At 74.1% G+C, this 20,812-nt stretch carries 23 protein-coding genes; 12 read left to right on the plus strand and 11 right to left on the minus strand.

The window, feature by feature from the left end:
- Positions 1 to 489: 489 nt before the first annotated feature.
- Complete coding sequence (zapE, locus tag ACP7TJ_RS26240) at positions 490 to 1,629, minus strand: cell division protein ZapE (RefSeq protein WP_367494991.1); 1,140 nt, start codon at positions 1,627 to 1,629, stop codon at positions 490 to 492.
- Here zapE and ACP7TJ_RS26245 point away from each other — a divergent pair.
- The 4 genes from ACP7TJ_RS26245 to msrB all read left to right on the plus strand — a co-directional run bounded on the left by ACP7TJ_RS26245 (position 1,628) and on the right by msrB (position 5,012).
- On the plus strand, positions 1,628 to 2,422 hold the full coding sequence (locus tag ACP7TJ_RS26245) for a pyrimidine reductase family protein (RefSeq protein ID WP_167743835.1): 795 nt from the start codon (positions 1,628 to 1,630) through the stop codon (positions 2,420 to 2,422). The two genes, zapE and ACP7TJ_RS26245, sit on opposite strands and share 2 nt — an antisense overlap.
- A gap of 224 nt (positions 2,423 to 2,646) precedes the next feature.
- Positions 2,647 to 3,120, plus strand: a complete 474-nt coding sequence (locus tag ACP7TJ_RS26250; RefSeq protein ID WP_189908970.1) for an indole-3-glycerol phosphate synthase — start codon at positions 2,647 to 2,649, stop codon at positions 3,118 to 3,120.
- Positions 3,121 to 3,201: 81 nt separating this feature from the next.
- Positions 3,202 to 4,590: a UDP-N-acetylmuramate--L-alanine ligase gene (gene murC / locus ACP7TJ_RS26255; RefSeq protein ID WP_093766230.1), complete on the plus strand. Its 1,389-nt coding sequence runs from the start codon at positions 3,202 to 3,204 to the stop codon at positions 4,588 to 4,590.
- 14 nt (positions 4,591 to 4,604) lie between these two features.
- The gene (gene msrB, locus ACP7TJ_RS26260) at positions 4,605 to 5,012 is read left to right on the plus strand and encodes a peptide-methionine (R)-S-oxide reductase MsrB (protein WP_093766229.1); all 408 of its coding nucleotides are present in this window, start codon (positions 4,605 to 4,607) and stop codon (positions 5,010 to 5,012) included.
- Positions 5,013 to 5,027: 15 nt separating this feature from the next.
- On the opposite strand, the gene ACP7TJ_RS26265 is transcribed toward msrB, so the two are convergent.
- A complete protein-coding gene (locus ACP7TJ_RS26265) occupies positions 5,028 to 6,404 on the minus strand; it encodes a hypothetical protein (RefSeq protein WP_427765808.1) in 1,377 nt (458 codons plus the stop codon).
- Between the two features lie 115 nt (positions 6,405 to 6,519).
- On the opposite strand from ACP7TJ_RS26265, the gene ACP7TJ_RS26270 reads away from it, so the two are divergent.
- Together ACP7TJ_RS26270 and ACP7TJ_RS26275 are read left to right on the plus strand one after the other, a co-directional pair.
- The gene (locus tag ACP7TJ_RS26270; RefSeq protein ID WP_167743838.1) at positions 6,520 to 7,782 is read left to right on the plus strand and encodes a molybdopterin-dependent oxidoreductase; all 1,263 of its coding nucleotides are present in this window, start codon (positions 6,520 to 6,522) and stop codon (positions 7,780 to 7,782) included.
- 23 nt (positions 7,783 to 7,805) lie between these two features.
- Positions 7,806 to 8,243, plus strand: a complete 438-nt coding sequence (locus tag ACP7TJ_RS26275; RefSeq protein WP_093766226.1) for a hypothetical protein — start codon at positions 7,806 to 7,808, stop codon at positions 8,241 to 8,243.
- Positions 8,244 to 8,271: 28 nt separating this feature from the next.
- Here the strand turns inward: ACP7TJ_RS26275 and ACP7TJ_RS26280 are convergent, their stop codons facing one another.
- Genes ACP7TJ_RS26280 through ACP7TJ_RS26290 form a run of 3 tightly spaced genes read right to left on the minus strand, consistent with a single transcriptional unit; the run spans position 8,272 to position 10,360 of the window.
- Complete coding sequence (locus ACP7TJ_RS26280; RefSeq protein WP_427765811.1) at positions 8,272 to 9,012, minus strand: class I SAM-dependent methyltransferase; 741 nt, start codon at positions 9,010 to 9,012, stop codon at positions 8,272 to 8,274.
- A complete protein-coding gene (locus ACP7TJ_RS26285) occupies positions 9,009 to 9,629 on the minus strand; it encodes a TIGR04282 family arsenosugar biosynthesis glycosyltransferase (RefSeq protein WP_093766224.1) in 621 nt (206 codons plus the stop codon). The genes ACP7TJ_RS26280 and ACP7TJ_RS26285 overlap by 4 nt, the downstream gene beginning before the upstream one ends.
- Positions 9,626 to 10,360, minus strand: coding sequence for a glycosyltransferase family 2 protein (locus ACP7TJ_RS26290; protein WP_427765814.1), 735 nt, complete (start codon positions 10,358 to 10,360; stop codon positions 9,626 to 9,628). The genes ACP7TJ_RS26285 and ACP7TJ_RS26290 overlap by 4 nt, the downstream gene beginning before the upstream one ends.
- Before the next feature lie 104 nt (positions 10,361 to 10,464).
- Between ACP7TJ_RS26290 and ACP7TJ_RS26295 the strand changes: the two genes are divergently transcribed.
- Complete coding sequence (locus ACP7TJ_RS26295) at positions 10,465 to 11,205, plus strand: response regulator transcription factor (protein WP_093766222.1); 741 nt, start codon at positions 10,465 to 10,467, stop codon at positions 11,203 to 11,205.
- A 4-nt stretch (positions 11,206 to 11,209) separates the two neighbouring features.
- Positions 11,210 to 12,319 carry a sensor histidine kinase gene (locus ACP7TJ_RS26300; protein WP_093766221.1) on the plus strand — a complete coding sequence of 370 codons (1,110 nt, stop codon included), beginning with the start codon at positions 11,210 to 11,212 and terminating at the stop codon, positions 12,317 to 12,319.
- Between the two features lie 71 nt (positions 12,320 to 12,390).
- On the opposite strand, the gene ACP7TJ_RS26305 is transcribed toward ACP7TJ_RS26300, so the two are convergent.
- Genes ACP7TJ_RS26305 through ACP7TJ_RS26315 form a run of 3 tightly spaced genes read right to left on the minus strand, consistent with a single transcriptional unit; the run spans position 12,391 to position 15,573 of the window.
- The gene (locus ACP7TJ_RS26305; RefSeq protein ID WP_427765818.1) at positions 12,391 to 13,380 is read right to left on the minus strand and encodes an NAD-dependent epimerase/dehydratase family protein; all 990 of its coding nucleotides are present in this window, start codon (positions 13,378 to 13,380) and stop codon (positions 12,391 to 12,393) included.
- Between the two features lie 52 nt (positions 13,381 to 13,432).
- On the minus strand, positions 13,433 to 14,845 hold the full coding sequence (locus ACP7TJ_RS26310; protein WP_093766530.1) for a sensor histidine kinase: 1,413 nt from the start codon (positions 14,843 to 14,845) through the stop codon (positions 13,433 to 13,435).
- A 38-nt stretch (positions 14,846 to 14,883) separates the two neighbouring features.
- The gene (locus ACP7TJ_RS26315; RefSeq protein ID WP_093766219.1) at positions 14,884 to 15,573 is read right to left on the minus strand and encodes a response regulator transcription factor; all 690 of its coding nucleotides are present in this window, start codon (positions 15,571 to 15,573) and stop codon (positions 14,884 to 14,886) included.
- Between the two features lie 292 nt (positions 15,574 to 15,865).
- Here ACP7TJ_RS26315 and ACP7TJ_RS26320 point away from each other — a divergent pair, with 292 nt between their 5' ends.
- The 4 genes from ACP7TJ_RS26320 to ACP7TJ_RS26335 all read left to right on the plus strand — a co-directional run bounded on the left by ACP7TJ_RS26320 (position 15,866) and on the right by ACP7TJ_RS26335 (position 19,388).
- Positions 15,866 to 16,999: an ABC transporter ATP-binding protein gene (locus ACP7TJ_RS26320; RefSeq protein WP_376724137.1), complete on the plus strand. Its 1,134-nt coding sequence runs from the start codon at positions 15,866 to 15,868 to the stop codon at positions 16,997 to 16,999.
- Positions 16,996 to 17,694, plus strand: coding sequence for an ABC transporter permease (locus ACP7TJ_RS26325; protein WP_093766218.1), 699 nt, complete (start codon positions 16,996 to 16,998; stop codon positions 17,692 to 17,694). The genes ACP7TJ_RS26320 and ACP7TJ_RS26325 overlap by 4 nt, the downstream gene beginning before the upstream one ends.
- On the plus strand, positions 17,691 to 18,356 hold the full coding sequence (locus ACP7TJ_RS26330; RefSeq protein WP_427765823.1) for an ABC transporter permease: 666 nt from the start codon (positions 17,691 to 17,693) through the stop codon (positions 18,354 to 18,356). The genes ACP7TJ_RS26325 and ACP7TJ_RS26330 overlap by 4 nt, the downstream gene beginning before the upstream one ends.
- A 75-nt stretch (positions 18,357 to 18,431) precedes the next feature.
- Positions 18,432 to 19,388, plus strand: coding sequence for an ABC transporter substrate-binding protein (locus tag ACP7TJ_RS26335; protein WP_387790387.1), 957 nt, complete (start codon positions 18,432 to 18,434; stop codon positions 19,386 to 19,388).
- A 46-nt stretch (positions 19,389 to 19,434) separates the two neighbouring features.
- Here the strand turns inward: ACP7TJ_RS26335 and ACP7TJ_RS26340 are convergent, their stop codons facing one another.
- The 3 genes from ACP7TJ_RS26340 to ACP7TJ_RS26350 are packed head-to-tail and all read right to left on the minus strand — an operon-like array spanning position 19,435 to position 20,807.
- The gene (locus ACP7TJ_RS26340) at positions 19,435 to 20,034 is read right to left on the minus strand and encodes a GTP-binding protein (protein WP_427765826.1); all 600 of its coding nucleotides are present in this window, start codon (positions 20,032 to 20,034) and stop codon (positions 19,435 to 19,437) included.
- Entirely contained in the window at positions 20,021 to 20,374 is a 354-nt protein-coding gene (locus tag ACP7TJ_RS26345) for a DUF742 domain-containing protein (protein WP_093766214.1), read from the minus strand. The genes ACP7TJ_RS26340 and ACP7TJ_RS26345 overlap by 14 nt, the downstream gene beginning before the upstream one ends.
- Before the next feature lies 1 nt (position 20,375).
- Positions 20,376 to 20,807, minus strand: coding sequence for a roadblock/LC7 domain-containing protein (locus ACP7TJ_RS26350; protein WP_093766213.1), 432 nt, complete (start codon positions 20,805 to 20,807; stop codon positions 20,376 to 20,378).
- Between the last annotated feature and the right edge of the window lie 5 nt (positions 20,808 to 20,812).

The following is a 20,812-nucleotide window of genomic DNA, read 5'->3' on the forward strand; positions in this document are numbered from 1 at the left end:
GGTCCCCGGCGCGGCGGGCCCTCGGGTCAGGGCGTCGGCCGGACGTACGGCGGCGGTCGGCGAAAGGGCGGTGCATCTGTTTCCTCCTGGCGCGTGTGGGGACGCGTCGGACGGGCATGACGGGGACCGGTCCGCTGATCCATGGCCCGCGCTTGACGGACCGTATGAGCGGGTGCAAAGTCCGCAGGGTCCGCGGGCGGGCGCGGCGGAGGTAAAGCGACGGCAAGGGCCGGGGTGTGGCCGCCGGTCGCCCGACCTCGCAACACGCGTACCTGCGACGGTGGTTCGCACCTCAAGGTGCAGGCATACGTTTGGTCAACGGTTGGTCAAGAAACACCGTAACCCCGCGTGGCTGTTTGCAGGGTCACATCGGTGAGCCACGCCGGAGAGAGCCCGAAAAGGACGGGTGGGATGGCGCGAACGCTCCCGTCGTCACCGGTGATCCGATCGAAGGGGGAACGTCCGTGCGGCGGGCCCTCGACGCCTGGGTCAGACGGTGTCCGCGAGCCGTTTGGCGTCCCTGGCCAGAGCGGTGAGGCGTGAGATCGCGCGGAAGTACTTCTTGCGGTAGCCGCCCTTCAGCATCTCCTCGCTGAACAGCTGGTCGAACGGCATCCCCGACGCGAGCACCGGCACCTCGCGGTCGTACAGCCGGTCCGCGAGGACCACGAGCCGCAGCGCGGTCGACTGGTCCGGCACCGGCCGCACCCCGGTGAGGCACACCGCGCCGACGCCGTCGGTGAGGGCGCCGTAGCGGCTGGGGTGGACCCGCGCGAGGTGGTCCAGCAGATCGGGGAAGGCGTCCAGCGACGCGCCCTCGGTGGCGTGCGCCACCCGGGTCACCACGTCGTCGGAGTACGGCGGCGGCGCCTCGGGCAGCCCCCGGTGCCGGTAGTCCTCGCCGTCGATCCTCAGCGCCCGGAAGTGCGCCGACAGGCCCTGGATCTCGCGCAGGAAGTCCGCCGCCGCGAACCGGCCCTCGCCGAGCTTGCCCGGCAGCGTGTTGGAGGTGGCGGCGAGCGCGACGCCCGCCTCGACCAGCTTGCCGAGCAGGGTGGAGACCAGCACGGTGTCGCCCGGGTCGTCCAGCTCGAACTCGTCGATGCACAGCAGCCGGTGCCCGGAGAGCGTCTTCACGGTCTGCTGGAAGCCGAGCGCGCCCACCAGGTTGGTCAGCTCCACGAACGTGCCGAACGCCTTGAGCGCCGGCTCGGCCGGGGTGGCGTGCCACAGCGAGGCCAGCAGGTGCGTCTTGCCGACGCCGTAGCCGCCGTCCAGGTAGACGCCGCGCGGCCCGGACGGGGCCTTCTTCGGCGCCTTGCCGAAGCCGAACAGCCGGCGCCGGCCTGGCTCCCCGGCCGGCGACCCGTCGAGACCCGCCGCGAAGCCCTCGAGGACGCGCACGGCCTCGGTCTGGCTCGGCTGGTTCGGGTCGGGGATGTACGTGCCGAAGCGGACGGCGTCGAACCGCGGCGGCGGCACCATCTCGGCGACGAGCCGGTCCGCGGGGACGTGCGGCTCGCGGGCGCACAGCGAGAGCGGGGCCACGTCGGCTATGGGACCGGGGCGGGAGGCTGCGGAGGACGACACGGTCCCCCATCGTACGGGGCGTGGAAGACTGCCTGACATGCGACGCCTGTTCCCCGTGACCGATGTGACCGACGAGACGGCAGCCGCCGGCGGCCCGGCCGGCCGGGAGTGGAGCCTGGCCGAGCTGGCCGCCGCCTACGCCTACCCCGAGCCCGGTCCGGAGGGCCCCACGCCCTGGCTGCGCGGCAACATGGTCTCCACCCTCGACGGCGCCGCCCAGCACGAGGGCCGCTCGCAGCCCATCTCCTGCCCGGCCGACATGCGGATCTTCGGTGTGCTGCGGGCCCTCGCGGACGTGGTCGTGGTCGGTGCGGAAACGGTACGGCGGGAGGGCTACCGCCCGGCCCGCGCCCGCGCCGAGTTCGCCGCGGCGCGGGAGGCCGCAGGACAGGGCCCGGCGCCCGCGATCGCGGTGGTCTCGGCGAGCCTGGACCTGGACTTCTCGCTGCCCCTGTTCACCTCCCCGCTGGTGCCCACCCTGGTCCTCACCGGCGCCGCCGCCGACCCGCAGCGCAGGGCGGCCGCCGAGAAGGCGGGCGCCCGCGTGGTCGTCGCCGGGGAGGGCGCCGGGGTGGACCCCGGGCGGGCCGTACGATCCCTCGCCGAGCTGGGGCACACCCGGCTGCTGACCGAGGGCGGGCCCCGGCTGCTGGGCCGGCTGATCGCCGCCGACGTGCTGGACGAGCTCTGCCTCACCGTCGCGCCGATGGTCACGGCCGGTGACGCTCAGCGCATCGCTGGTGGGCCCTCAGTGACACTTCCGCGGCGCATGACGCTGTCGTCGGTGTTGGAGGAGGACGGATTCCTGTTCACGCGCTACCGGAGGGCCTGACCGGCCCGGCCGGGTGTGGAACCGCCGGAGGGAGGACAACCGGTACGACGACGCCGCCGCCGGTCCGGCGATCGGCGGAACCATCCGCCCGTCCCGCGCGGTGACGGGCAAGACTGAATCCGGCCGTACTCGCGCCCGCACGGGGAAGGATCATCTCCGGGGGCCTGGCTCGGCCCACGGAGCAGCGAGGGCCCACAGGTCCTCCGAGGAGTAAGGGGCGCCTGGTGTTCACAAGCGTACTGATGATCGAGAAGGCCCTGACGTCCGCCGACGTGGAGTTCGTCACCACCCTGCACGGCGACGAGCCGGTCGCCTTCCACGTCCTGCTCCAGCCACGCGGCGAACAGGCCGACCGGCTGCTGAGAGCCATCGACGACGTCGCGCTGGGCGAGCTCGACGAGGCCGTGCGCGAGGGCGAGACCCCCGAGGGCGACGAGGCCCGCTCCACGGGCGAACGGGCGCTCGCGGTCTCCCTCCAGGCGCTGCGCGCGACCGGCGACACCGCCGAGGGCCGCCTCGTCGAGGACCACCCGCTGGACGCGCTGAGGACGATGGTCGAGGAGGTCGGCGCGGACGAGGTGATCGTCCTGACCGATCCGCACTACGTGGAGGAGTTCTTCCACCGCGACTGGGCCTCCCGGGCCCGCCACAAGGTCGGGGTGCCGGTGCTGAAACTCTTCTCCCACAGCAAGGCATAGGCTGGGGCCGCGCTCTTCCGGCTCGGCACGCGAGGGCGCGAAGACCGTCGTCCCGCTCGTCGCACCACTGGGAGAACACGCATGGCACCCGGCCTTCCTACCGCCATGGACCGACCGCACTTCATCGGCATCGGCGGCGCCGGGATGTCGGGCATCGCCAAGATCCTCGCCCAGCGCGGCGCCCGGGTGGCCGGCAGCGACGCCAAGGACTCGGCGACCGCCCAGGCCCTGCGCGGCCTGGGCGTCACCGTGCACCTCGGGCACGCCGCCGCGCACCTCGCCGACGACGCGAGCTGCGTCGTGGTCTCCTCCGCGATCCGCGAGGACAACCCGGAGCTGCGGCGCGCCGCCGAGCTGGGCATCCCCGTGGTGCACCGCTCCGACGCCCTCGCCGCCCTGATGGACGGCCTGCGCCCGATCGCCGTGGCCGGCACCCACGGCAAGACCACCACCACCTCCATGCTGGCGGTCGCCCTCACCGAGCTGGGCCGCGGGCCGTCGTACGCCATCGGCGGTGACCTCGACGCCCCCGGCTCCAACGCGCTGCACGGCGCGGGCGAGATCTTCGTCGCCGAGGCCGACGAGTCCGACCGCAGCTTCCACAGGTACGCGCCCGAGGTCGCGATCATCCTCAACGTGGAGCTGGACCACCACGCCAACTACGCGTCGATGGAGGAGATCCACGAGTCCTTCGAGACGTTCGTCGGCCGGATCGTCCCCGGCGGCACCCTGGTGATCTCCGCCGACCACGAGGGCGCCCGCGAGCTGACCCGCCGCCTGGACGGCTCGGTGCGGACCGTGACGTACGGCGAGTCCGCGGACGCCGACGTGCGGGTGCTGTCGGTCGTCCCGCAGGGGCTGAAGAGCGAGGTGACCGTCGAGCTGGACGGCGCCCCGCTCACCTTCACCGTGTCGGTGCCGGGCAAGCACTACGCCCACAACGCGGTCGCCGCGCTCGCCGCCGGCGTCGCGCTGGGCGTCCCGGCCGCCGAGCTGGCCCCGGCGCTGGCCGCGTACACCGGCGTCAAGCGCCGCCTCCAGCTCAAGGGCGAGGCCGCCGGCGTCCAGGTGATCGACTCCTACGCGCACCACCCCACCGAGATGACCGCGGACCTCGAGGCGATGCGCTCCGCCGCCGGGGACTCCCGCATCCTCGTCGTCTTCCAGCCCCACCTGTTCTCCCGCACCCGCGAGCTGGGCAAGGAGATGGGCCACGCCCTCGCCCTCGCCGACGCCTCGCTGGTCCTCGACATCTACCCGGCCCGCGAGGACCCGATCCCCGGCGTCACCAGCGAGCTGATCATCGAGGCGGCCCGCGCGGCCGGCGCGGACGTGACGGCCGTCCACGACGCGGCGGAGGTCCCCGCGGCGGTGGCGGGAATGGCCAAGCCCGGCGATCTGGTTCTCACCATGGGAGCGGGCGACGTCACCGACCTCGGCCCGCGCATCCTGGACCGTCTGTCGAACTAAGGGGCTGGAACCTCATGCCGTACGACGTGGAGAAGCCGGACGAGCAGTGGCGCGCGGAGCTGTCGCCGTCCGAGTACGCGGTTCTGCGCCAGGCGGCGACGGAACCCGCCTTCACCGGTGAGTACACCGACACCAAGACCGAGGGCGTGTACTCCTGTCGCGCCTGTGGCGCCGAGCTGTTCACCTCGGACACCAAGTTCGAGTCGCACTGCGGCTGGCCGTCGTTCTTCGACCCGAAGGACACCGACGCCGTGGAGCTGGTCGAGGACCGCTCGCACGGCATGGTGCGCACCGAGGTGCGCTGCGCCCGCTGCGGCTCACATCTCGGGCACGTGTTCAAGGGTGAGGGTTATCCGACGCCCACCGACCAGCGGTACTGCATCAACAGCATCTCGCTGAGCCTGCAGCCCGCCGATTCCTGATCCGACGCCCGCTCCTCACCACCCGGTCAGCACCAGGTGGTTGAGGAGCAGGGCCAGTGCCGCCTGCCCGGCGAGCCAGCCGCGCGGACCGGGCAGGAAGGAGCAGGCGGGCAGCAGCCACAGCGCGAACGGCAGCCAGATCCGCTCCGTCTCCGCCTTGCTCATCCCGGACAGGTCGGCGATCAGCAGGGCCAGCAGCGCGGAGCCCGCCAGCAGCGCCAGCCGGGGCGCGGGACCCCGCAGGAGGGCCGCCCGGGCGGTCCCGAGCAGCACGCCGCCGCCCCTGCGCAGCCCCGCCACCGTCGCGGGGCCCACGACCAGCACCGTGCACGCCAGGTTCGCCCAGACCCAGTAGCCGTACGGGCGCACACCGCCCGCGCCCTGGTAGTAGCGGGTCACCAGCAGCCGGTACGCCTCCCACCAGTCGAAGCCCAGCGCCGTGAACACGGCCGGCACGACCAGGAACCCGGCGGCCACGTACGGCAGCGGCCGCAGCCGGCGGGCGCCGAGCAGCAGCACCGCCGCGGCGATCACCGCGACCAGCGTCAGCCCGTACGACAGGTACACCGTCACCCCGAACAGCAGCCCGGCGCCCAGGCCCGTCCAGGCCGGGCGGCGGCCGGTGACGGCGAGGGCCAGCAGGGCGAGCGCCCATGCGGCGACCGCCGCGAACCAGCCGTCGGCGGAGGTGCCCGTCCACACGGCCGCGGGGGCCAGGACGAGGAAGGGCGCGGCCCGGCGGGCGAGGTCCTCGCCGGCCAGCCGCCGCACCGTGACCAGGACGGCGACGGCCGCCGTGGTGCCGGCCGTGACGACGAACGCCCCGGCCCACGCTCCACCGCCCAGCCCGATCCGGTCCAGCAGCACGAACGTGAGGGTGGCGCCCGGCGGATGCCCCGCCACGTGCGCCGGCCAGTTGTCGGGGGCGCCGATGAGGATGTGCGCGTGGAAGTCCCGCAGAGTCTCCGGGACGTCCTGGAAGCGGTCGATCACCTGGAGGTACTCGTGCCGGGTGGTCAGCCGCCCGGCGACGCCCCGCTGCCAGCCGTCGACCAGCGCCAGCGACCATGTCCAGACGAGCGCCCCGCCCCACACGGCGAGCAGCAGCGGCCGCCACGGCAGCCGGACCGTGAGCGACGGACCGTACGCCACCACCGCCACGGCGACCGCGAGCGCGGCCGGGGTGCCCGGGCCGGCGTGCGGCATCCAGCCGCCCACCAGGGGCGGCCATCCGACGCGAAGGGTGCCGTAGCGGTTCTGGAGGTGCGTGCCGACCAGGGCGGCGGCCAGGACCAGCAGCCCGGCGGCGGCCACGGCGTACGCGTCGGCCGCCGCGCCGCCGGGGCGGACGGCCGGGTCACGGAGATCCGTGCGGGGAGGAGTGCGCTTCACGTCGTCACACGCTAGGCCGCCCGGCCTGCGGCAAGCGGCTGACGAGCGGCGACGTCAGCATTTCGTCACCGGTCGCGGACCCCTTCCGGGCGCCGTGCCGACCTACCGTCGGCACATGGCACGGTCTTCCCTCCCCGGCCGCCTCCCGCGCGGCCCCTTCTCGCCGGACTTCTGGCGCAGCCCGCTGCGCGGCACATGGTTCACCTCGGTGCTCGGCGTGGTGCTGCTCGCCGGCATCACGATCCTGTTCGTGACGGGCCTGGTGTCGTACGCGGCGTACAACCCGGATCTGTCACCGGTGAACGACCGCACCCCCGGCAAGGGGATCCTCGGCTTCTACCTGTTCTCCTGGCCCACCGACCCGCCGTGGCTCTACCGGCTCACCCAGGGCGTCCACGTCACCCTCGGCCTGGGGCTCGTACCGGTGCTGCTGGCCAAGCTGTGGTCGGTCGTGCCGAAGCTGTTCACCCTGCCGCCGGCCCGCTCGGTCACCCACGCCCTGGAGCGGATCTCGCTGCTCCTGCTGGTCGGCGGCGCGCTGTTCCAGTTCGTCACCGGCATCCTCAACATCCAGCTGGACTACGTCTTCCCGGGCTCGTTCTACCCGCTGCACTTCTACGGCGCGTGGGTCTTCTTCGGGGCGTTCCTCGCGCACGTGGCGCTCAAGGCGCCGGCCGCCTTCCGGAACCTGCGTGGGATGCGGCGCGGGGAGGGCGAGGAGCCGGACCAGGAACTGGCCGCGGCGCGGCCCGGCCCGCCGACCGTGTCCCGGCGCGGGGCGCTCGGCCTGGTCGGCGGGGGCTCCCTGCTGCTCGTCGCCACCTCCGCCGGGCGCAGCTTCGACGGACCGCTGCGCCACACCGCCGTCCTCTCCCCGCACGGCGGGTCCGAACCGGGCAGCGGGCCGGGCGCCTTCCAGGTCAACAAGACGGCCGAGTACGCCGGGATCCGCCCCGACGACACGACCGAGGAGGCCTGGCGGCTGACCGTCGCCGGCCGCACCGGCACCGTGCGGCTCAGCAGGGCCGACCTGCTCGCCATGGACCAGCACGACGCCGCGCTGCCCATCGCCTGCGTCGAGGGCTGGTCCACCTCCGACCAGGCCTGGCGGGGCGTCCGGCTGCGGGACCTCGCCGCGCTGGTGGGGCACGACGACCCGGCCGACGTGTACGTGGAGTCGCTGCAGTCGCGCGGCACCTGGCGGCACGCCGCCCTGAGCGCCGGTCAGGTCGCCGACGCGCGCTCACTGCTGGCCCTGTCCGTCAACGGCGCGGATCTGACCCCGGACCACGGCCACCCGGCCCGCGTCATCGTCCCGGCCGCGCCCGGCGTGCTGAACACCAAGTGGGTCGCGCGGCTGACCTTCGGCGAACTGTGAGGAGACGTCCGGTGCCCGAGCGGATGCCCCGGCCGGTGCCGGGCAGCCCCTTCCCTCTCCTGGTGCTGCTGTGCTCGTTCGCCCTGTGCGCGTACGCGGGGGTGCGGCTGCTCGACGGCGACTGGCCGATGATCACCCTGTGGTTCGTGGGCGCGGCGCTGGTCCACGACCTGGTGCTGCTGCCGCTGTACGCGGCGGCCGACCGCGCCCTGGTCACCGTCACGGCCGGGCGCGCGGCCTGGGTGAACCACGTCCGCGTCCCGGCCGCCCTGTCCGGGCTGCTGCTCCTGGTGTGGTTCCCGCTGATCTCCGGCCGGGTGTCGCAGCGCTACGCGGCCGTCACCGCCCTCTCCGCCGACGGCTTCGCGGCCCGCTGGCTGCTGATCACGGCGGCGCTGTTCGGGGGGTCGGCGGTGCTGTTCGCGGTGCGTGTCGGAAGGCGGCGGCCGGGGGCGGGATGAGTCCCCGGGCGCCGGAAGCGGGCCGGGGTCAGGCGGACCCCGGCCCGCCCTCCGCGGCGGGCGCCCGCAGGGCCGCAAAGGTGCGGGTGTGCGCGGACCACTGGTCCGCCACGCGCCAGCCGCACGCGCGGGCGCGGCTCAGCAGGGCCGGGGCGCCGAGGCGGGCCCACGGGAAGGGGGCGCCCGGGGTGGTGCGGGGGCCGGTGAGCTGGACCGTGAGGCGCTCGTCGACGTCCGGGTGCGGCGCCGTCTCCACGAGGAGCAGGCCGTCCGCGGTGAGCAGCCCCGCCAGCCGGGTCAGCAGGGCGTGCGGGTCGCCGCCGATGCCGATGTTGCCGTCCATCAGCAGCGCCGTGCCCCAGCGCCCGGCGCCGGGCAGCGGGTCGAACACCGAGGCCCGCACAGCCCGTCCGCCGCGCCGGACGGTGTGCGCCACCGCGGCCTCGCTGACGTCGACGCCGAGCGCCCGGCGCCCCTGCCCGGCGAGCGCGGCCACCAGCCGGCCGGGTCCGCAGCCCACGTCCAGCACCGCGCCCTCGCAGCGCCCCAGCACCTCGAGGTCGGCCGGGTCCGGCTCCGCGCACCAGCGTTCCACGTCCAGCGGCAGCAGCCATCCGTCGGTGCGGCGCAGGAACAGCGGACCCCGTCCCGCGCGCAGGGCGTCGGCGTACGGGTCGGCCGACCAGGCGGGGTCCGCGGCCGGGAGCGGACGGCCGGGGGCGCGCTGCGTTCCGAGGCGGGGCGCGGCCGTCGCCCGTGCCCCGCTCACCGGCGGCCCGCCGTCAGCCGGGCCAGCCGCGCGGCGAACCGTCCGTCAGGCGCCGCACCCGCGACAGCCGCCGCGTCCCGGGCCGTGTCCACGTCCCGCAGCAGCGGCAGGTCCCGTACCCGCAGCCCGTCCAGCCGCCGCCGTTGCGCGGCCCCCGTGTGCGGCGTCGACATGGGCACCCCGCGCAGCAGGTCCGGGTCGGGGTCGGCCAGGCCCAGCGCCCAGAAGCCGCCGTCCGCGGCCGGGCCGAACCAGGCGTCGCAGTCCGCGAAGTCCACCGTGAGCAGCTCCGGCGTCACCTGCGGGGTGTCCATGCCGATGAGCAGGGCGGGGCCGTCGCACCCGGCGAACGCGCCGGCCAGCCGCTCGTCGAGGCCGCCCGCGCACTGCGGCACGACCTCCACACCGGCCGGCAGCCACCGACCCGGCGACCCGTCCAGCACCAGCACCCGGCGTCGCGCGGGCGTGCGCGCCACCGCGTCGAGCGTGTCGGCGAGCGCGGCCTCGGCGAGCGCCGCCGCCTCCTCCGGCGTGAACGGCGGGGTCAGCCGCGTCTTCACCCGGCCCGGCCGCGGCTCCTTCGCGATGACCAGCAGCGTCAGCTCCGGCACTGTCACGGCGTCACCCCCTCGCGTGCGGACGGCTCCCGCAGCACCCGGCTCATGTCCCGTACGGCGTGCCAGGTGCCGCGCCAGGTGCCGGTCACCTTGGAGGCGCCGGTGCGCGGGGTGTACGGCACGTCGTGCTCGGTGATCCGCCAGCCGGCGTCGGCGGCGCGCACCACCATCTCCAGCGGGTAGCCGCTGCGCCGGTCGGCGAGGCCGAGCGCGAGCAGCTCCGCGCGCCGGGCCGCCCGCAGCGGGCCGAGGTCGCGCAGCCGCAGTCCGGTGCGGCGGCGCAGCAGCAGGGCGAGGGCCGCGTTGCCCGCTCGGGCGTGCGGCGGCCAGGCGCCCCGCCCCCGCGGACGGCGCCGGCCCAGTACCAGGTCGGCGGCGCCGGAGCGGATCTCGTCGACGAACGGCACCAGGTCCGCCGGGTCCAGCGAGGCGTCGCAGTCGCAGAAGCAGACGATCTCGGCCGTGGCCGCGGTCAGTCCGGCGTGGCAGGCGGCGCCGAAGCCGCGCCGCGCCTCGCGCACGACGGTGGCGCCGAGTTCGCCGGCGACGCGGTCGGAGCCGTCGGTGGAGCCGTTGTCCACGACGAGCGCCCGCCAGCCGGGCGGGATCCGCCGCAGCACCCACGGCAGCGCCGCGGCCTCGTCGAGACAGGGCAGGACGACGTCCACGGACAGGGCCGGGCCGCCCGGCGGTGGTTCCGGGGAGGAGGGGGAGGTGGTCACGGCTCTCACCCTACGAACGCGAAACGGGCATACCGGGCATCGGCTCCTTACGAAACTCGGACGTCGCCGCCCGCCCCGACGGTTCGCGCGCACGGGGTGCGAGGCTGGACGGCATGGAGCAGCCACCCACCGGCGGCGGGGCCGGAGCCCGGGTCCTCGTCGTCGACGACGACCCCACCGTCGCCGAGATCGTCACGGGCTACCTCGACCGCGCCGGGTACGTCGTCGACCGGGCCGGCGACGGCCCCGACGCCCTCGCCCGCGCGGCCGCCCACCGGCCCGACCTGGTCGTCCTCGACCTCATGCTGCCCGGCATGGACGGCCTCGAGGTGTGCCGCAGGATGCGCGGGCAGGGGCCGGTGCCGGTCATCATGCTCACCGCGCGGGGCGACGAGGACGACCGCATCCTCGGCCTGGAGGTCGGCGCCGACGACTACGTCACCAAGCCGTTCAGCCCGCGTGAACTGGTGCTGCGGGTGGGGTCCGTGCTGCGCCGCGCGCGGCCGGCGGGGGACGCGTCCGGTCCCGGCGCCGGTTCCGGTGTGCTGCGGGCGGCCGGGCTCACCGTCGACCCGGAGGCCCGGCGGGCCGTCAAGAACGGGGCCGAACTGGCGCTGACGGTGAGGGAGTTCGACCTCCTCGCGTTCTTCCTCGCACACCCCGGACGGGCGTTCGCGCGGGAGGAGCTGATGCGGGAGGTGTGGGGCTGGGACTTCGGCGACCTGTCCACCGTGACCGTCCATGTGCGGCGGCTGCGCGGCAAGGTCGAGGACGACCCGGCGCGGCCCCGGCTCATCCGCACCGTGTGGGGCGTCGGCTACCGCTTCGACCCCGCGACGACCGAGGAGGGGTGAGACGGTGCGCGACGCTCTGCTCATCGCCCTGTTCGCGTTCCTCGGCGCCACCGCGGCCGGTGTGCTCGGCGCGGGCGTCCTGCTGCTGATCCGGCGGTGGTCGCTGACCGCGCACCTCGCGGTCGTCGCCGCCGTCGCGGTCGCGGCGATGCTGGCGGGGACGCTGGCCGTCGCCCGCGCGATGTTCCTTTCGGCGCACGATCTGAGCGTGGTGACGACCGTCGTCGCCATGGCCGCGGTGGTCTCGCTGGTCACCGCGTTGTTGCTGGGGCGGTGGGTCGTCGCCCGGAGCCATGAACTCACGCTGGCCGCACGGTCGTTCGGGGACGGTGGGGACTTCGCCGCGCCTGACGGGCCCGCCGCGGCCGAGTTCGCGGCGCTGAGCCGGGAGTTGCAGGCCACGAGTGTGAGGCTCGCGGAGTCGCGGGACCGGGAGCGGGCCCTGGAGACCTCCCGGCGGGAGCTCGTCGCCTGGATCTCGCACGACCTGCGGACCCCGCTCGCCGGACTGCGCGCGATGGCCGAGGCGCTGGAGGACGGGGTGGCCGCCGATCCCGACCGCTATCTCCGGCAGATCCGCACGGAGGTGGAGCGGCTGAACGAGATGGTCGGGGACCTCTTCGAGCTGTCCCGGATCCACGCGGGGGCGTTGTCGCTGTCGCCGGCCCGGATGAGCGTCTACGACCTCGTCGGCGACGCCCTCGCGGGGGCGGATCCGCTCGCTCGTGAGCACGGGGTGCGGCTCGTCGGGGACGGGGTGGAACCGGTGCCGGTGGAGGTGGACGGGCGGGAGATGAGCCGGGTGCTGGGGAATCTGCTGGTCAACGCGATCCGGCGGACGCCGGCGGACGGCACGGTCGCGGTGTCCGCGCGGCGGGCGGGGGAGGGGGTGGTGCTGTCCGTGACGGACGGGTGCGGGGGGATTCCCGAGGAGGACCTGCACCGTGTCTTCGACACGGGGTGGCGGGGGAGCCATGCGAGGACGCCTCCGGCGGGGGCGGGGCTGGGGCTGGCGATCGTGCGGGGGATCGTGGAGGCGCATCGGGGGAGGGCGACGGTGCGGAACGTTTCCGGCGGGTGCCGGTTCGAGGTGACGTTGCCTGTGGCGGGGTGAGGGTTTTGGGGGCGTGCGGTTGAGGGTTCGGCGCGGGCCGGTGGGGGCTGGTCGCGCAGTTCCCCGCGCCCCTAGAGGGCGCTTGCGAACTCTCTCATTCCTGCCTCGAAGGTGACCTCCGGCTTCCAGCCGAGGTCGGCTCGTAGACGGGTGGAGTCCGCGGTGATGTGGCGGACGTCGCCCAGGCGGTAGTCGCCGGTGACGACGGGGGACGGGCCGCCGTGGGCCTCGGCCAGGGCGCGGGCCATCTCGCCGACCGTGTGCGGCGTGCCGCTGCCCGTGTTGTACGCGGTGAGGGCGCCGGCCGGCGGATCCGCCTCCAGGGTCGCCACGTTGGCCGAGGCGACATCCCGGACGTGCACGAAGTCCCGGCGCTGGTCGCCGTCCTCGAAGACGCGCGGGGCCTCCCCGCGGGCCAGGGCGGAGCGGAAGAAGGACGCGACCCCGGCGTACGGGGTGTCCCGGGGCATGCCCGGACCGTACACGTTGTGGTAGCGCAGCGACACCGCCGAGCCGCCCGTCGCGCGCGCCCACGCGGCGGCCAGGTGTTCCTGCGCCAGCTTGGTCGTGGCGTACACGTTGCGCGGGTCGGCGGGGGCGTCCTCGGCGACCAGGCCCGGGGCGAGGGCGGCGCCGCACACCGGGCACGGCGGTTCGAACCGCCCGGCCGCCAGGTCCTCCTCGGCGCGCGGGCCCGGCCGTACGACCCCGTGCCCGGCACACTCGTAGCGGCCCTCGCCGTACACCACCATCGAGCCGGCCAGCACCAGCCGTCGTACGCCCGCGTCGGCCATCGCGGTCAGCAGGACGGCCGTGCCGAGGTCGTTGCGGGAGACGTACTCGGGCGCGTCGGCGAAACCGGTGCCGAGGCCGACCATGGCCGCCTGGTGGCAGACCGCGTCCACGCCGTCGAGCGCCGCCCGCACCGCGTCCGGCGCGCGCACGTCCGCCGCCGGGTCGCCGCGGACGTCGAACACGACGGGCTCGTGCCCGCGCTCCCGCAACGCCGTCACGACATGGGACCCGATGAACCCGGCACCGCCGGTGACCAGCACACGCATGCCCTCACGCTAAGCCCGCGCCCGCTTGGGACGCGGCCTGGCGCCCGGCACGTCACACCTCCGTAAGACCCCGGAACGGCAGCCGCACCGTGAACACCGTCGCGCCCGGTCCGCTCGTCAGGTCGATGTCGCCGCCGTGGGCGCGGACCAGGGAGCGGGCGACCGCAAGGCCGAGTCCGCTGCCGCCGCGGTCGCGGGTGCGGGCCTTGTCGACGCGGTAGAAGCGGTCGAAGACCCGGTCCCGGTGGTCCGCCGGGATGCCGGGGCCCGCGTCGGCGACCCGCACCAGGGCCGTGCCGGCGCCGGCGGCGAGTTCGACGGTCACCGGGGTGCCGGGCGGGGTGTGCACGGCGGCGTTGGCGAGCAGATTGTCCAGCACCTGCCGTATCCGCTGCGGGTCGAGGCGTAGGACCAGCGGGCCGGTGGTGCGCGTGGTCACCGTGAGCGGATGGGCCGGACGGCCCGCACGGAACGCGTCCGCCGCCTGCTGCACCAGCTCCGTCAGGTCGGTGTCCGCCGTCCGCAGCGGCGTCTCCGCCTCCGCCGCGTCCAGCCGGGCGAGCAGCAGCAGGTCGTCCAGCAGGATCCCCATGCGCGCCGCCTCGGCCCGCAGCCGCGCCAGGTGCCGCTCCCGCTCGGCCGGTTCGTTCGCGGCGGCGTACTGGAACAGGTCCGCGTAGCCGCGCACCGACATCAGCGGGGTGCGCAGTTCGTGCGAGGCGTCCGCGACGAAGCGGCGCAGCCGCAGCTCCGCCTCCGCACGGACCGCGAGGGAGTCGTCGATGTGCTCCAGCATCGTGTTGAACGCGGTGCGCAACTCGGCCACTTCACGTCCGCCGTCGCGTCCGTCCGCGCGCAGCGGCAGCCGGGCCGCCGCCTCGGTCAGGTCGTGCGAGGTGATGCCGTGCGCGGTGTGCGCCATGTCGCTCAGCGGCTTGAGACCGCGCCGCAGCATCCGCCGTCCGAACACCACCAGCGCCGTCAGCGCCAGCGCGAACACCACCACCTGCACGGTGACCAGCCGCTCGACGGTCTCCTCCACGTCCTCCACCGGGGCCGCGCTCACCAGCACCACCCCCGGCTCGACCTCGCAGCCGCGCAGCCGGTACGTGCCCTCCCCGTCGATCCGCGCGGTGCGCATCAGCTCGGTGTCGGAGTGCGCCATCGCCCGCGCCAGATCGGCCAGCGGCCGGGTGTCGTCCGGCACGTCGGCGGGCCGGCGCAGCGAGACCGAGCCGCCGCTGACGTCGTACACCGCCGTGTACCAGCCGTAGTACGGCTTGCGCCGCACCGTGCCGTGCGCCGCCGCGTCCTTGGCCTGCACGGTCTGGATGAGCTTCAGCTGCTCGCCGAGCTGCTGTTCGAGATAGTCCCGCATGTACGCGGTGAGCGCCGTGCCGACGACCGCGAACACCGCGAGCGACAGCACCCCGAGGCCCAGCGCCAGTCGGGTGCCGAGCCGCATCCGCCGGTAGGTGTCCCGCAGCCGCCGGGCGGCGGTCCTCACTCCGCCGCCTGCCGGATCACGTACCCGAAGCCCCGCACGGTCCGGATCAGCGGCGCGCCGGTGGCGTCCAGCTTGCGCCGCAGCCGGCTGACCACCAGCTCCACCACGTTGGACCGGCCGCCGAAGCCGTACTCCCACACGTGGTCGAGGATCTGGGCCTTCGTCAGCACGGTGGGGGAGCGGCGCATCAGATACCGCAGCACCTCGTACTCGGTCGGGGTGAGCGCCAGCGGATGCTCGCCGCGCCGCACCTCCCGGGTGTCCTCGTCCATCGTCAGGTCGCCCACCCGCAGCACCGACCGGGCGACGTCCGGGCCCGAGCTGCGCCGCAGCACCGTCCGCAGCCGCGCCATCAGCTCCTCGACCGCGAACGGCTTGACCAGGTAGTCGTCCCCGCCCCGGGTCAGCCCCGCCACCCGGTCGGCGACCCCGTCCCGCGCGGTGAGGAACACCACCGGCACCATCCGCCCGGAGCGGCGCAGCCCGTCCAGCACCCCGAAGCCGTCGACGTCCGGCAGCATCAGGTCGAGCACGACGATGTCCGGGCGGAACGCGTCGGCGCGGCGCAGCGCCTCCGCGCCGGTGTGGGCGGTGACCGCCTCCCACCCCTCGTACCGGGCGACCGTCGCCACCAGGTCGGCTATCGGAGGGTCGTCGTCCACCACGAGCAGTCGCACTCTGTCCACCCGCCCATACTGCGTCACCGCGCCCCTCCCGCCCGAGGCCGCTGCACGACCGGAACCCGATCGACAGCGAAACGACAGGAAGCCGGCAGCCGTCCCCCACACGGTCCGGTCGCGGCAGGTGGTTTGGCCCGCCGGGATCCGGGCAGGTGGCGGCGTGGCCCCCGGCCGCCCCGACGCCGGGGTCCCGTGTTTTTCCCGGGGCCTCGTCGGTGCCGACGTCTACACTCGACCGGCACACGGCGCGGGCGACCTCGGCCGACCATCTTCTGCCACCCGAAGGGCAAGCGGCGTCTTGATACGGATCGACTCAGTCACGAAGCGGTACCCGGACGGCACGGTGGCGGTCGACCGGCTGTCGCTGGAGATCCCCGACCGCTCGATCACCGTCCTCGTCGGCCCCTCGGGCTGCGGCAAGACGACCACCCTGCGCATGATCAACCGGATGGTCGAGCCCACCGAGGGCAGGATCCTCCTCGACGGCGAGGACGTCCAGCGCCGGCCGGTGACCGCCCTGCGCCGCGGCATGGGCTACGTCATCCAGAACGCGGGCCTGTTCCAGCACCGCACCATCGCCGACAACATCGCGACGGTGCCCCGCATGCTCGGCTGGGGCAAGCAGCGCGCCCGGGAGCGCGCGGCGGAGCTGATGGAACGGGTGGGGCTCGACGCCTCCCTGGCCAAGCGGTACCCGTACCAGCTGTCCGGCGGCCAGCAGCAGCGCGTCGGCGTGGCGCGGGCGCTCGCCGCGGACCCGCCGGTGCTGCTGATGGACGAGCCGTTCTCGGCCGTCGACCCGGTGGTGCGCAAAGGGCTCCAGGACGAACTGCTGCGCATCCAGGACGAGCTGGGCAAGACCATCGTCTTCGTCACCCACGACATCGACGAGGCCATCAAGCTCGGCACCATGGTCGCCGTGCTGCGCGAGGGCGGGCGGCTCGCCCAGTACGCCCCGCCCGCCGAGCTGCTGTCGGACCCCGCGGACGCCTTCGTCGAGGACTTCCTCGGCGCCGACCGGGGCATCCGCCGGCTGTCCTTCTTCGCCTCCGACGCGCTGGAACTCACCACCGACGCGGTGGTCCCGGCCGACGCGCCCGCCGAACGCCTCACCGCCGCCGGGGTGCCGTATCTGCTGGTGACCGACGCCGACGGCCGCCCGCTCGGCTGGAGGGAACGGGGGAGCACCGGCGGCACGGAGCGACTGCTGCCGTACGGGCGGCCGTTCCGCCCCGGGACGGACTCGCTGCGGGCCGCGCTGGACTGCGCGGTCCTCTCGCCCACCGGCTGGGCGGTCGCCGTCGACGCGGACGGCCGGGTGACCGGCGTGGTCTCCCAGCAGACCATCGGCGAGGCGATCCGCTCGGCCCACACCGCGGCCGGCGCGCACTCCGCCCCGGCGCGCGGCGAGGACGAGAAGGTCGCCGGATGAACGGCTTCTTCGACATCCCCAGCGACCTCCAGCACAGCTGGGCCGGCCTGATCGGGGTGCATCTGCGCGAGGCCCTGCTGCCGGTGGCCGCCGGGCTGCTGCTCGCGCTGCCGCTGGCGCTGCTGTGCAACCGGTTCCGCTGGCTGTACCCGCCGGTGCTCGGGGTGACGACCGTGCTCTACGCGGTGCCGTCCCTCGCCTTCTTCGTCGTGCTCATCGACTGGACCGGCCAGACCGAGCTGACCGTGATGATCCCGCTGGCCCTGTACAGCCTGGTGGTGCTGGTCCCGGCGATCGCCGACGGCGTGCGCTCGGTGCCGGACGAGACCCTTTCGGCCGCCACCGCCATGGGCTTCGGCACCGTACGGCGGTATCTCCAGGTGCAGTTGCCGATCGCCGCGCCCGCCGTCATCGCGGGCCTGCGGGTCGCCACCGCGTCCAGCATCTCCCTGGTCAGCGTCGGCGCCCTCATCGGCAACCAGGGCGCCCTCGGCAATCTGATGGCCGCCGCGCAGAAGTACGACCGGCCCGAACTCGCGGCGAACGCGGTGCTGACGACGGCGGTCCTCGCGATCGTGTGCGACGCCGCGCTGGTCGCCCTGCGCCGCGTGCTGACGCCCTGGATGCCCCGCTCCGGACGGAAGCGGACCGCCGCCCCGCGCGAGGAGCTCCTCACGAAGGGCGCCGCCCGGTGAACGTCCTCAGCTTCGTCCAGGCGTTCTTCAGCGACAGCGCCCACTGGCAGGGCTACGACGGCATCCCGTCCCGCTTCCTGGAACACGTCCAGTACTCGCTGCTCGCCCTCGCGATCGCCGCGGCGATCGGCCTGCCCGTCGGACTGCTGACCGGGCACACCGGACGCGGCGGCAACGCGATCGCCGTCGTCGCCAACGCCGCCCGCGCGCTGCCCAGTTTCGGCCTGCTGGTGCTGGCCGTGCTGCTCATCGGCTTCGGCCTGCTGCCCGTGATGATCCCGCTGGTCGTGCTCGCCGTGCCGCCCGTCCTGGTGACCACCTACGAGGCGGTCCGCGCCGTCGACCCCGCTCCGGTCGACGCGGCCCGCGGGATGGGCATGCGGGAGTTCCGGGTCTTGTTCCGGGTGGAGGTGCCGGTGGCGCTCCCGCTGATCCTCAGCGGCCTGCGGACCGCCGCCCTCCAGATCGTGTCCACGGCCACCATCGCCGCCTACGTCAGCCTCGGCGGGCTGGGCCGGTACATCATCGACGGGCTCTACCAGCGCAATTACGAGAAGGTGGTCGGCGGCGCGACGCTGGTGGCGGTCCTCTCCCTGATCACCCTCGTGCTCTTCTGGGGCGTCGGACGGCTCGTGGTGTCGCCCGGAGTGCGCCGCCGCTGACATTCGATCAGTTGTACGACAAATGTGACCCTGACGTTCTTGACCGGGCGTGAGACGGCTGGATTGGATCGGTGAATGACTTCTACGGCGAGAAGCAGCAGATCGAGGACGAGGCACCACGGGGCGGCGGCGGTCGCGCTCGCCGCCGCGGCGGCGCTGCTCACGGGGTGCTCCTCCGGGGACACCTCGGACAATCCGCTCGACGGCGACAAGGCCGAGGCGGGCACGGTCGTCGTCGGCTCGAACAACTTCGCCGAATCCACCCTGCTCGCCGACATCTACGGCGAGGCGCTGCGCGCCAAGGGCCTCAAGGTCACCTACAAGCACAACATCGGCAGCCGTGAGACCACGTACGGCCTGATGAAGAACGGCTCGGTGACGGTCCTCCCGGAGTACAACGGCTCCCTCCTCGCCTACCTCGACCCGAAGGCGGAGCAGACCTCCGCCGACGCGGTCGACGAGGCGGTCAAGGCGAAGCTGGACCAGCAGCTCACGCTGCTGGAGTCGTCGCCGGCCGAGGACAAGGACTCGGTCGCCCTCAACGCGGCGACGGCGAAGAAGCACGGCCTCACCGCCGAGTCCACGCTCGCCGACCTCAAGGACGTCGCGCCCGAGCTGGTCATCGGCGGCTCGCCCGAGTTCCAGACCCGGCAGCAGGGCCTCAAGGGCCTGGAGGCGGTCTACGGGCTGAAGTTCAAGGCCTTCAAGGCGCTGGACGCGGGCGGCCCCCTGACCCAGGCGGCCCTGGCGCAGAACGAGGTGCAGGCGGCGGACGTGTTCACCACGGACCCGACCATCGTGAAGGAGAAGTTCGTCGTCCTGAAGGACCCGGAGAACCTCTTCGGGTTCGCCAACGTCACCCCGCTGGTCCGCAAGGACGGGCTGCCGCAGAAGGGCGTCGAGGCGCTGAACGCGGTCTCCGCGAAGCTGGACACCAAGACGCTGCTCGACCTGGACGCCCAGGTGCAGCTGGAGAAGAAGGACCCGCTGGACGTGGCCAAGGCCTGGCTGAAGTCCGCCGGTCTCGGCTGAGACCCGCCGGGGGGTGCGGCGGATCGTTTCGCCGCACCCCGCGTGCTCATCCCGCGGCGGCCGCCGCCTGCGCGATCAGCAGGTCGATCAGCGCGATCAGCACGTCCCGCGAGGACTCCCGCTCCCGTGCGTCGCACAGCAGCACGGGCACCTCCGCCGGCAGCGTCAGCGCCTCCCGGATGTCCTCCACCGGGTACGGGTGCTCGCCGTGGAAGCCGTTGACGGCCACCACGAACGGGATGCCCCGCCGCTCGAAGAAGTCGATCGCGGCGAAGCTCGACTTCGGCCGCCGCACGTCGACCAGGACCACGGCGCCCAGCGCGCCGAGGGCCAGGTCGTTCCACATGAACCAGAACCGCTGCTGCCCCGGCGTGCCGAACAGGTACAGCACCAGATCGTCGGACACGGTGATCCGGCCGAAGTCCATGGCCACCGTGGTGACACGTTTCTCCTCGACGCCGTCCAGATCGTCGACGTCCAGGCCCGCCATGGTCAGCGGCTCCTCGGTGCGCAGCGGCCTGATCTCGCTGACCGAGCCGACCAAGGTCGTCTTGCCCACGCCGAAACCGCCGGCGATCAGGATCTTGACCGTGTCGGGCGCGCCGCCGTCGGCGGACGCCCGGGCGTCGGTGTCAGAGCCGGCCAAGGCCTTCCCTCACTTTCTGCAGCAGGTCCGGATCCGGGGTGGTGACGGAACGCGGTGGACGGACGGTGATCCGGCCCGCCTCCAGCAGGTCGCAGAGCATGATGACGACCACGCTCACCGGCAGGTCGAGCCGCGCGGCCAGTTCCGCGACCGCCATCGGGCGGGCGCACAGCCGCAGGATCCGCGTGTGCTCGGGCTGCGGCCGGGCGGCCGTCTCGGGCTGCGGGTCCGCCGCCGTCACCGTCGTGATGAGCGTGAAGTCGGCGCGGCTCGGCCGGGTGCGGCCCCCGGTCAGGGTGAACGGCCGTACCAGCCGGCCCGCCGAGTCGCTGCCGCCCACCTCACACGCCTGGGTCTTCGGCGGGACCGCCGGCGTCCCGCGGGGCCGCGCTGAGATGCTCGCCGATCTTCTTCACCAGCATGTTCATCTGGTACGCCACCACGCCGACGTCCGCCTTCGGGCCGGTCAGCACCACCAGATGGGCGCCGGGTCCCGCCGAGGTGAGGATCAGGTAGCTGTGCGCCATCTCGATGAGCGCCTGGCGCACCGGGCCGCCGCGGAAGTCCATGCTGACGCCCTTGCTCAGACTCATCAGGCCGGACGCGGTCGCGGCCAGACGCTCGGCGTCGTCGCGCAGGAAGCCGGTGGACTTGCTGACCACCAGGCCGTCCTCGGAGAGCACGACGGCCTGGTTCACGTCGGCGACCCGTTCCACGAGTCCGGTCAGCAGCTGGTCCAGCTGGGTGTGGGTGGCGGGCAGGGGGCGTGTCATGGAGG

Origin of the sequence: Streptomyces sp. DSM 41931 (genome assembly GCF_050271085.1) — a bacterium.
In the GTDB taxonomy this organism is placed as follows: Bacteria; Actinomycetota; Actinomycetes; order Streptomycetales; family Streptomycetaceae; genus Streptomyces; species Streptomyces albogriseolus.

What these genes read in the sequence shown, in the direction of transcription:
- ACP7TJ_RS26325 (WP_093766218.1), top strand. Translation starts at nt 16,996, where the DNA reads ATGAACGGCTTCTTCGACATCCCCAGCGACCTCCAGCACAGCTGGGCC.
- ACP7TJ_RS26295 (WP_093766222.1), top strand. Translation starts at nt 10,465, where the DNA reads ATGGAGCAGCCACCCACCGGCGGCGGGGCCGGAGCCCGGGTCCTCGTC.
- zapE (WP_367494991.1), bottom strand. Translation starts at nt 1,629, where the DNA reads ATGTCAGGCAGTCTTCCACGCCCCGTACGATGGGGGACCGTGTCGTCC.
- msrB (WP_093766229.1), top strand. Translation starts at nt 4,605, where the DNA reads ATGCCGTACGACGTGGAGAAGCCGGACGAGCAGTGGCGCGCGGAGCTG.
- ACP7TJ_RS26310 (WP_093766530.1), bottom strand. Translation starts at nt 14,845, where the DNA reads ATGCGGCTCGGCACCCGACTGGCGCTGGGCCTCGGGGTGCTGTCGCTC.
- ACP7TJ_RS26335 (WP_387790387.1), top strand. Translation starts at nt 18,432, where the DNA reads ATGACTTCTACGGCGAGAAGCAGCAGATCGAGGACGAGGCACCACGGG.
- ACP7TJ_RS26350 (WP_093766213.1), bottom strand. Translation starts at nt 20,807, where the DNA reads ATGACACGCCCCCTGCCCGCCACCCACACCCAGCTGGACCAGCTGCTG.
- ACP7TJ_RS26305 (WP_427765818.1), bottom strand. Translation starts at nt 13,380, where the DNA reads ATGCGTGTGCTGGTCACCGGCGGTGCCGGGTTCATCGGGTCCCATGTC.
- murC (WP_093766230.1), top strand. Translation starts at nt 3,202, where the DNA reads ATGGCACCCGGCCTTCCTACCGCCATGGACCGACCGCACTTCATCGGC.
- ACP7TJ_RS26270 (WP_167743838.1), top strand. Translation starts at nt 6,520, where the DNA reads ATGGCACGGTCTTCCCTCCCCGGCCGCCTCCCGCGCGGCCCCTTCTCG.
- ACP7TJ_RS26275 (WP_093766226.1), top strand. Translation starts at nt 7,806, where the DNA reads ATGCCCCGGCCGGTGCCGGGCAGCCCCTTCCCTCTCCTGGTGCTGCTG.
- ACP7TJ_RS26245 (WP_167743835.1), top strand. Translation starts at nt 1,628, where the DNA reads ATGCGACGCCTGTTCCCCGTGACCGATGTGACCGACGAGACGGCAGCC.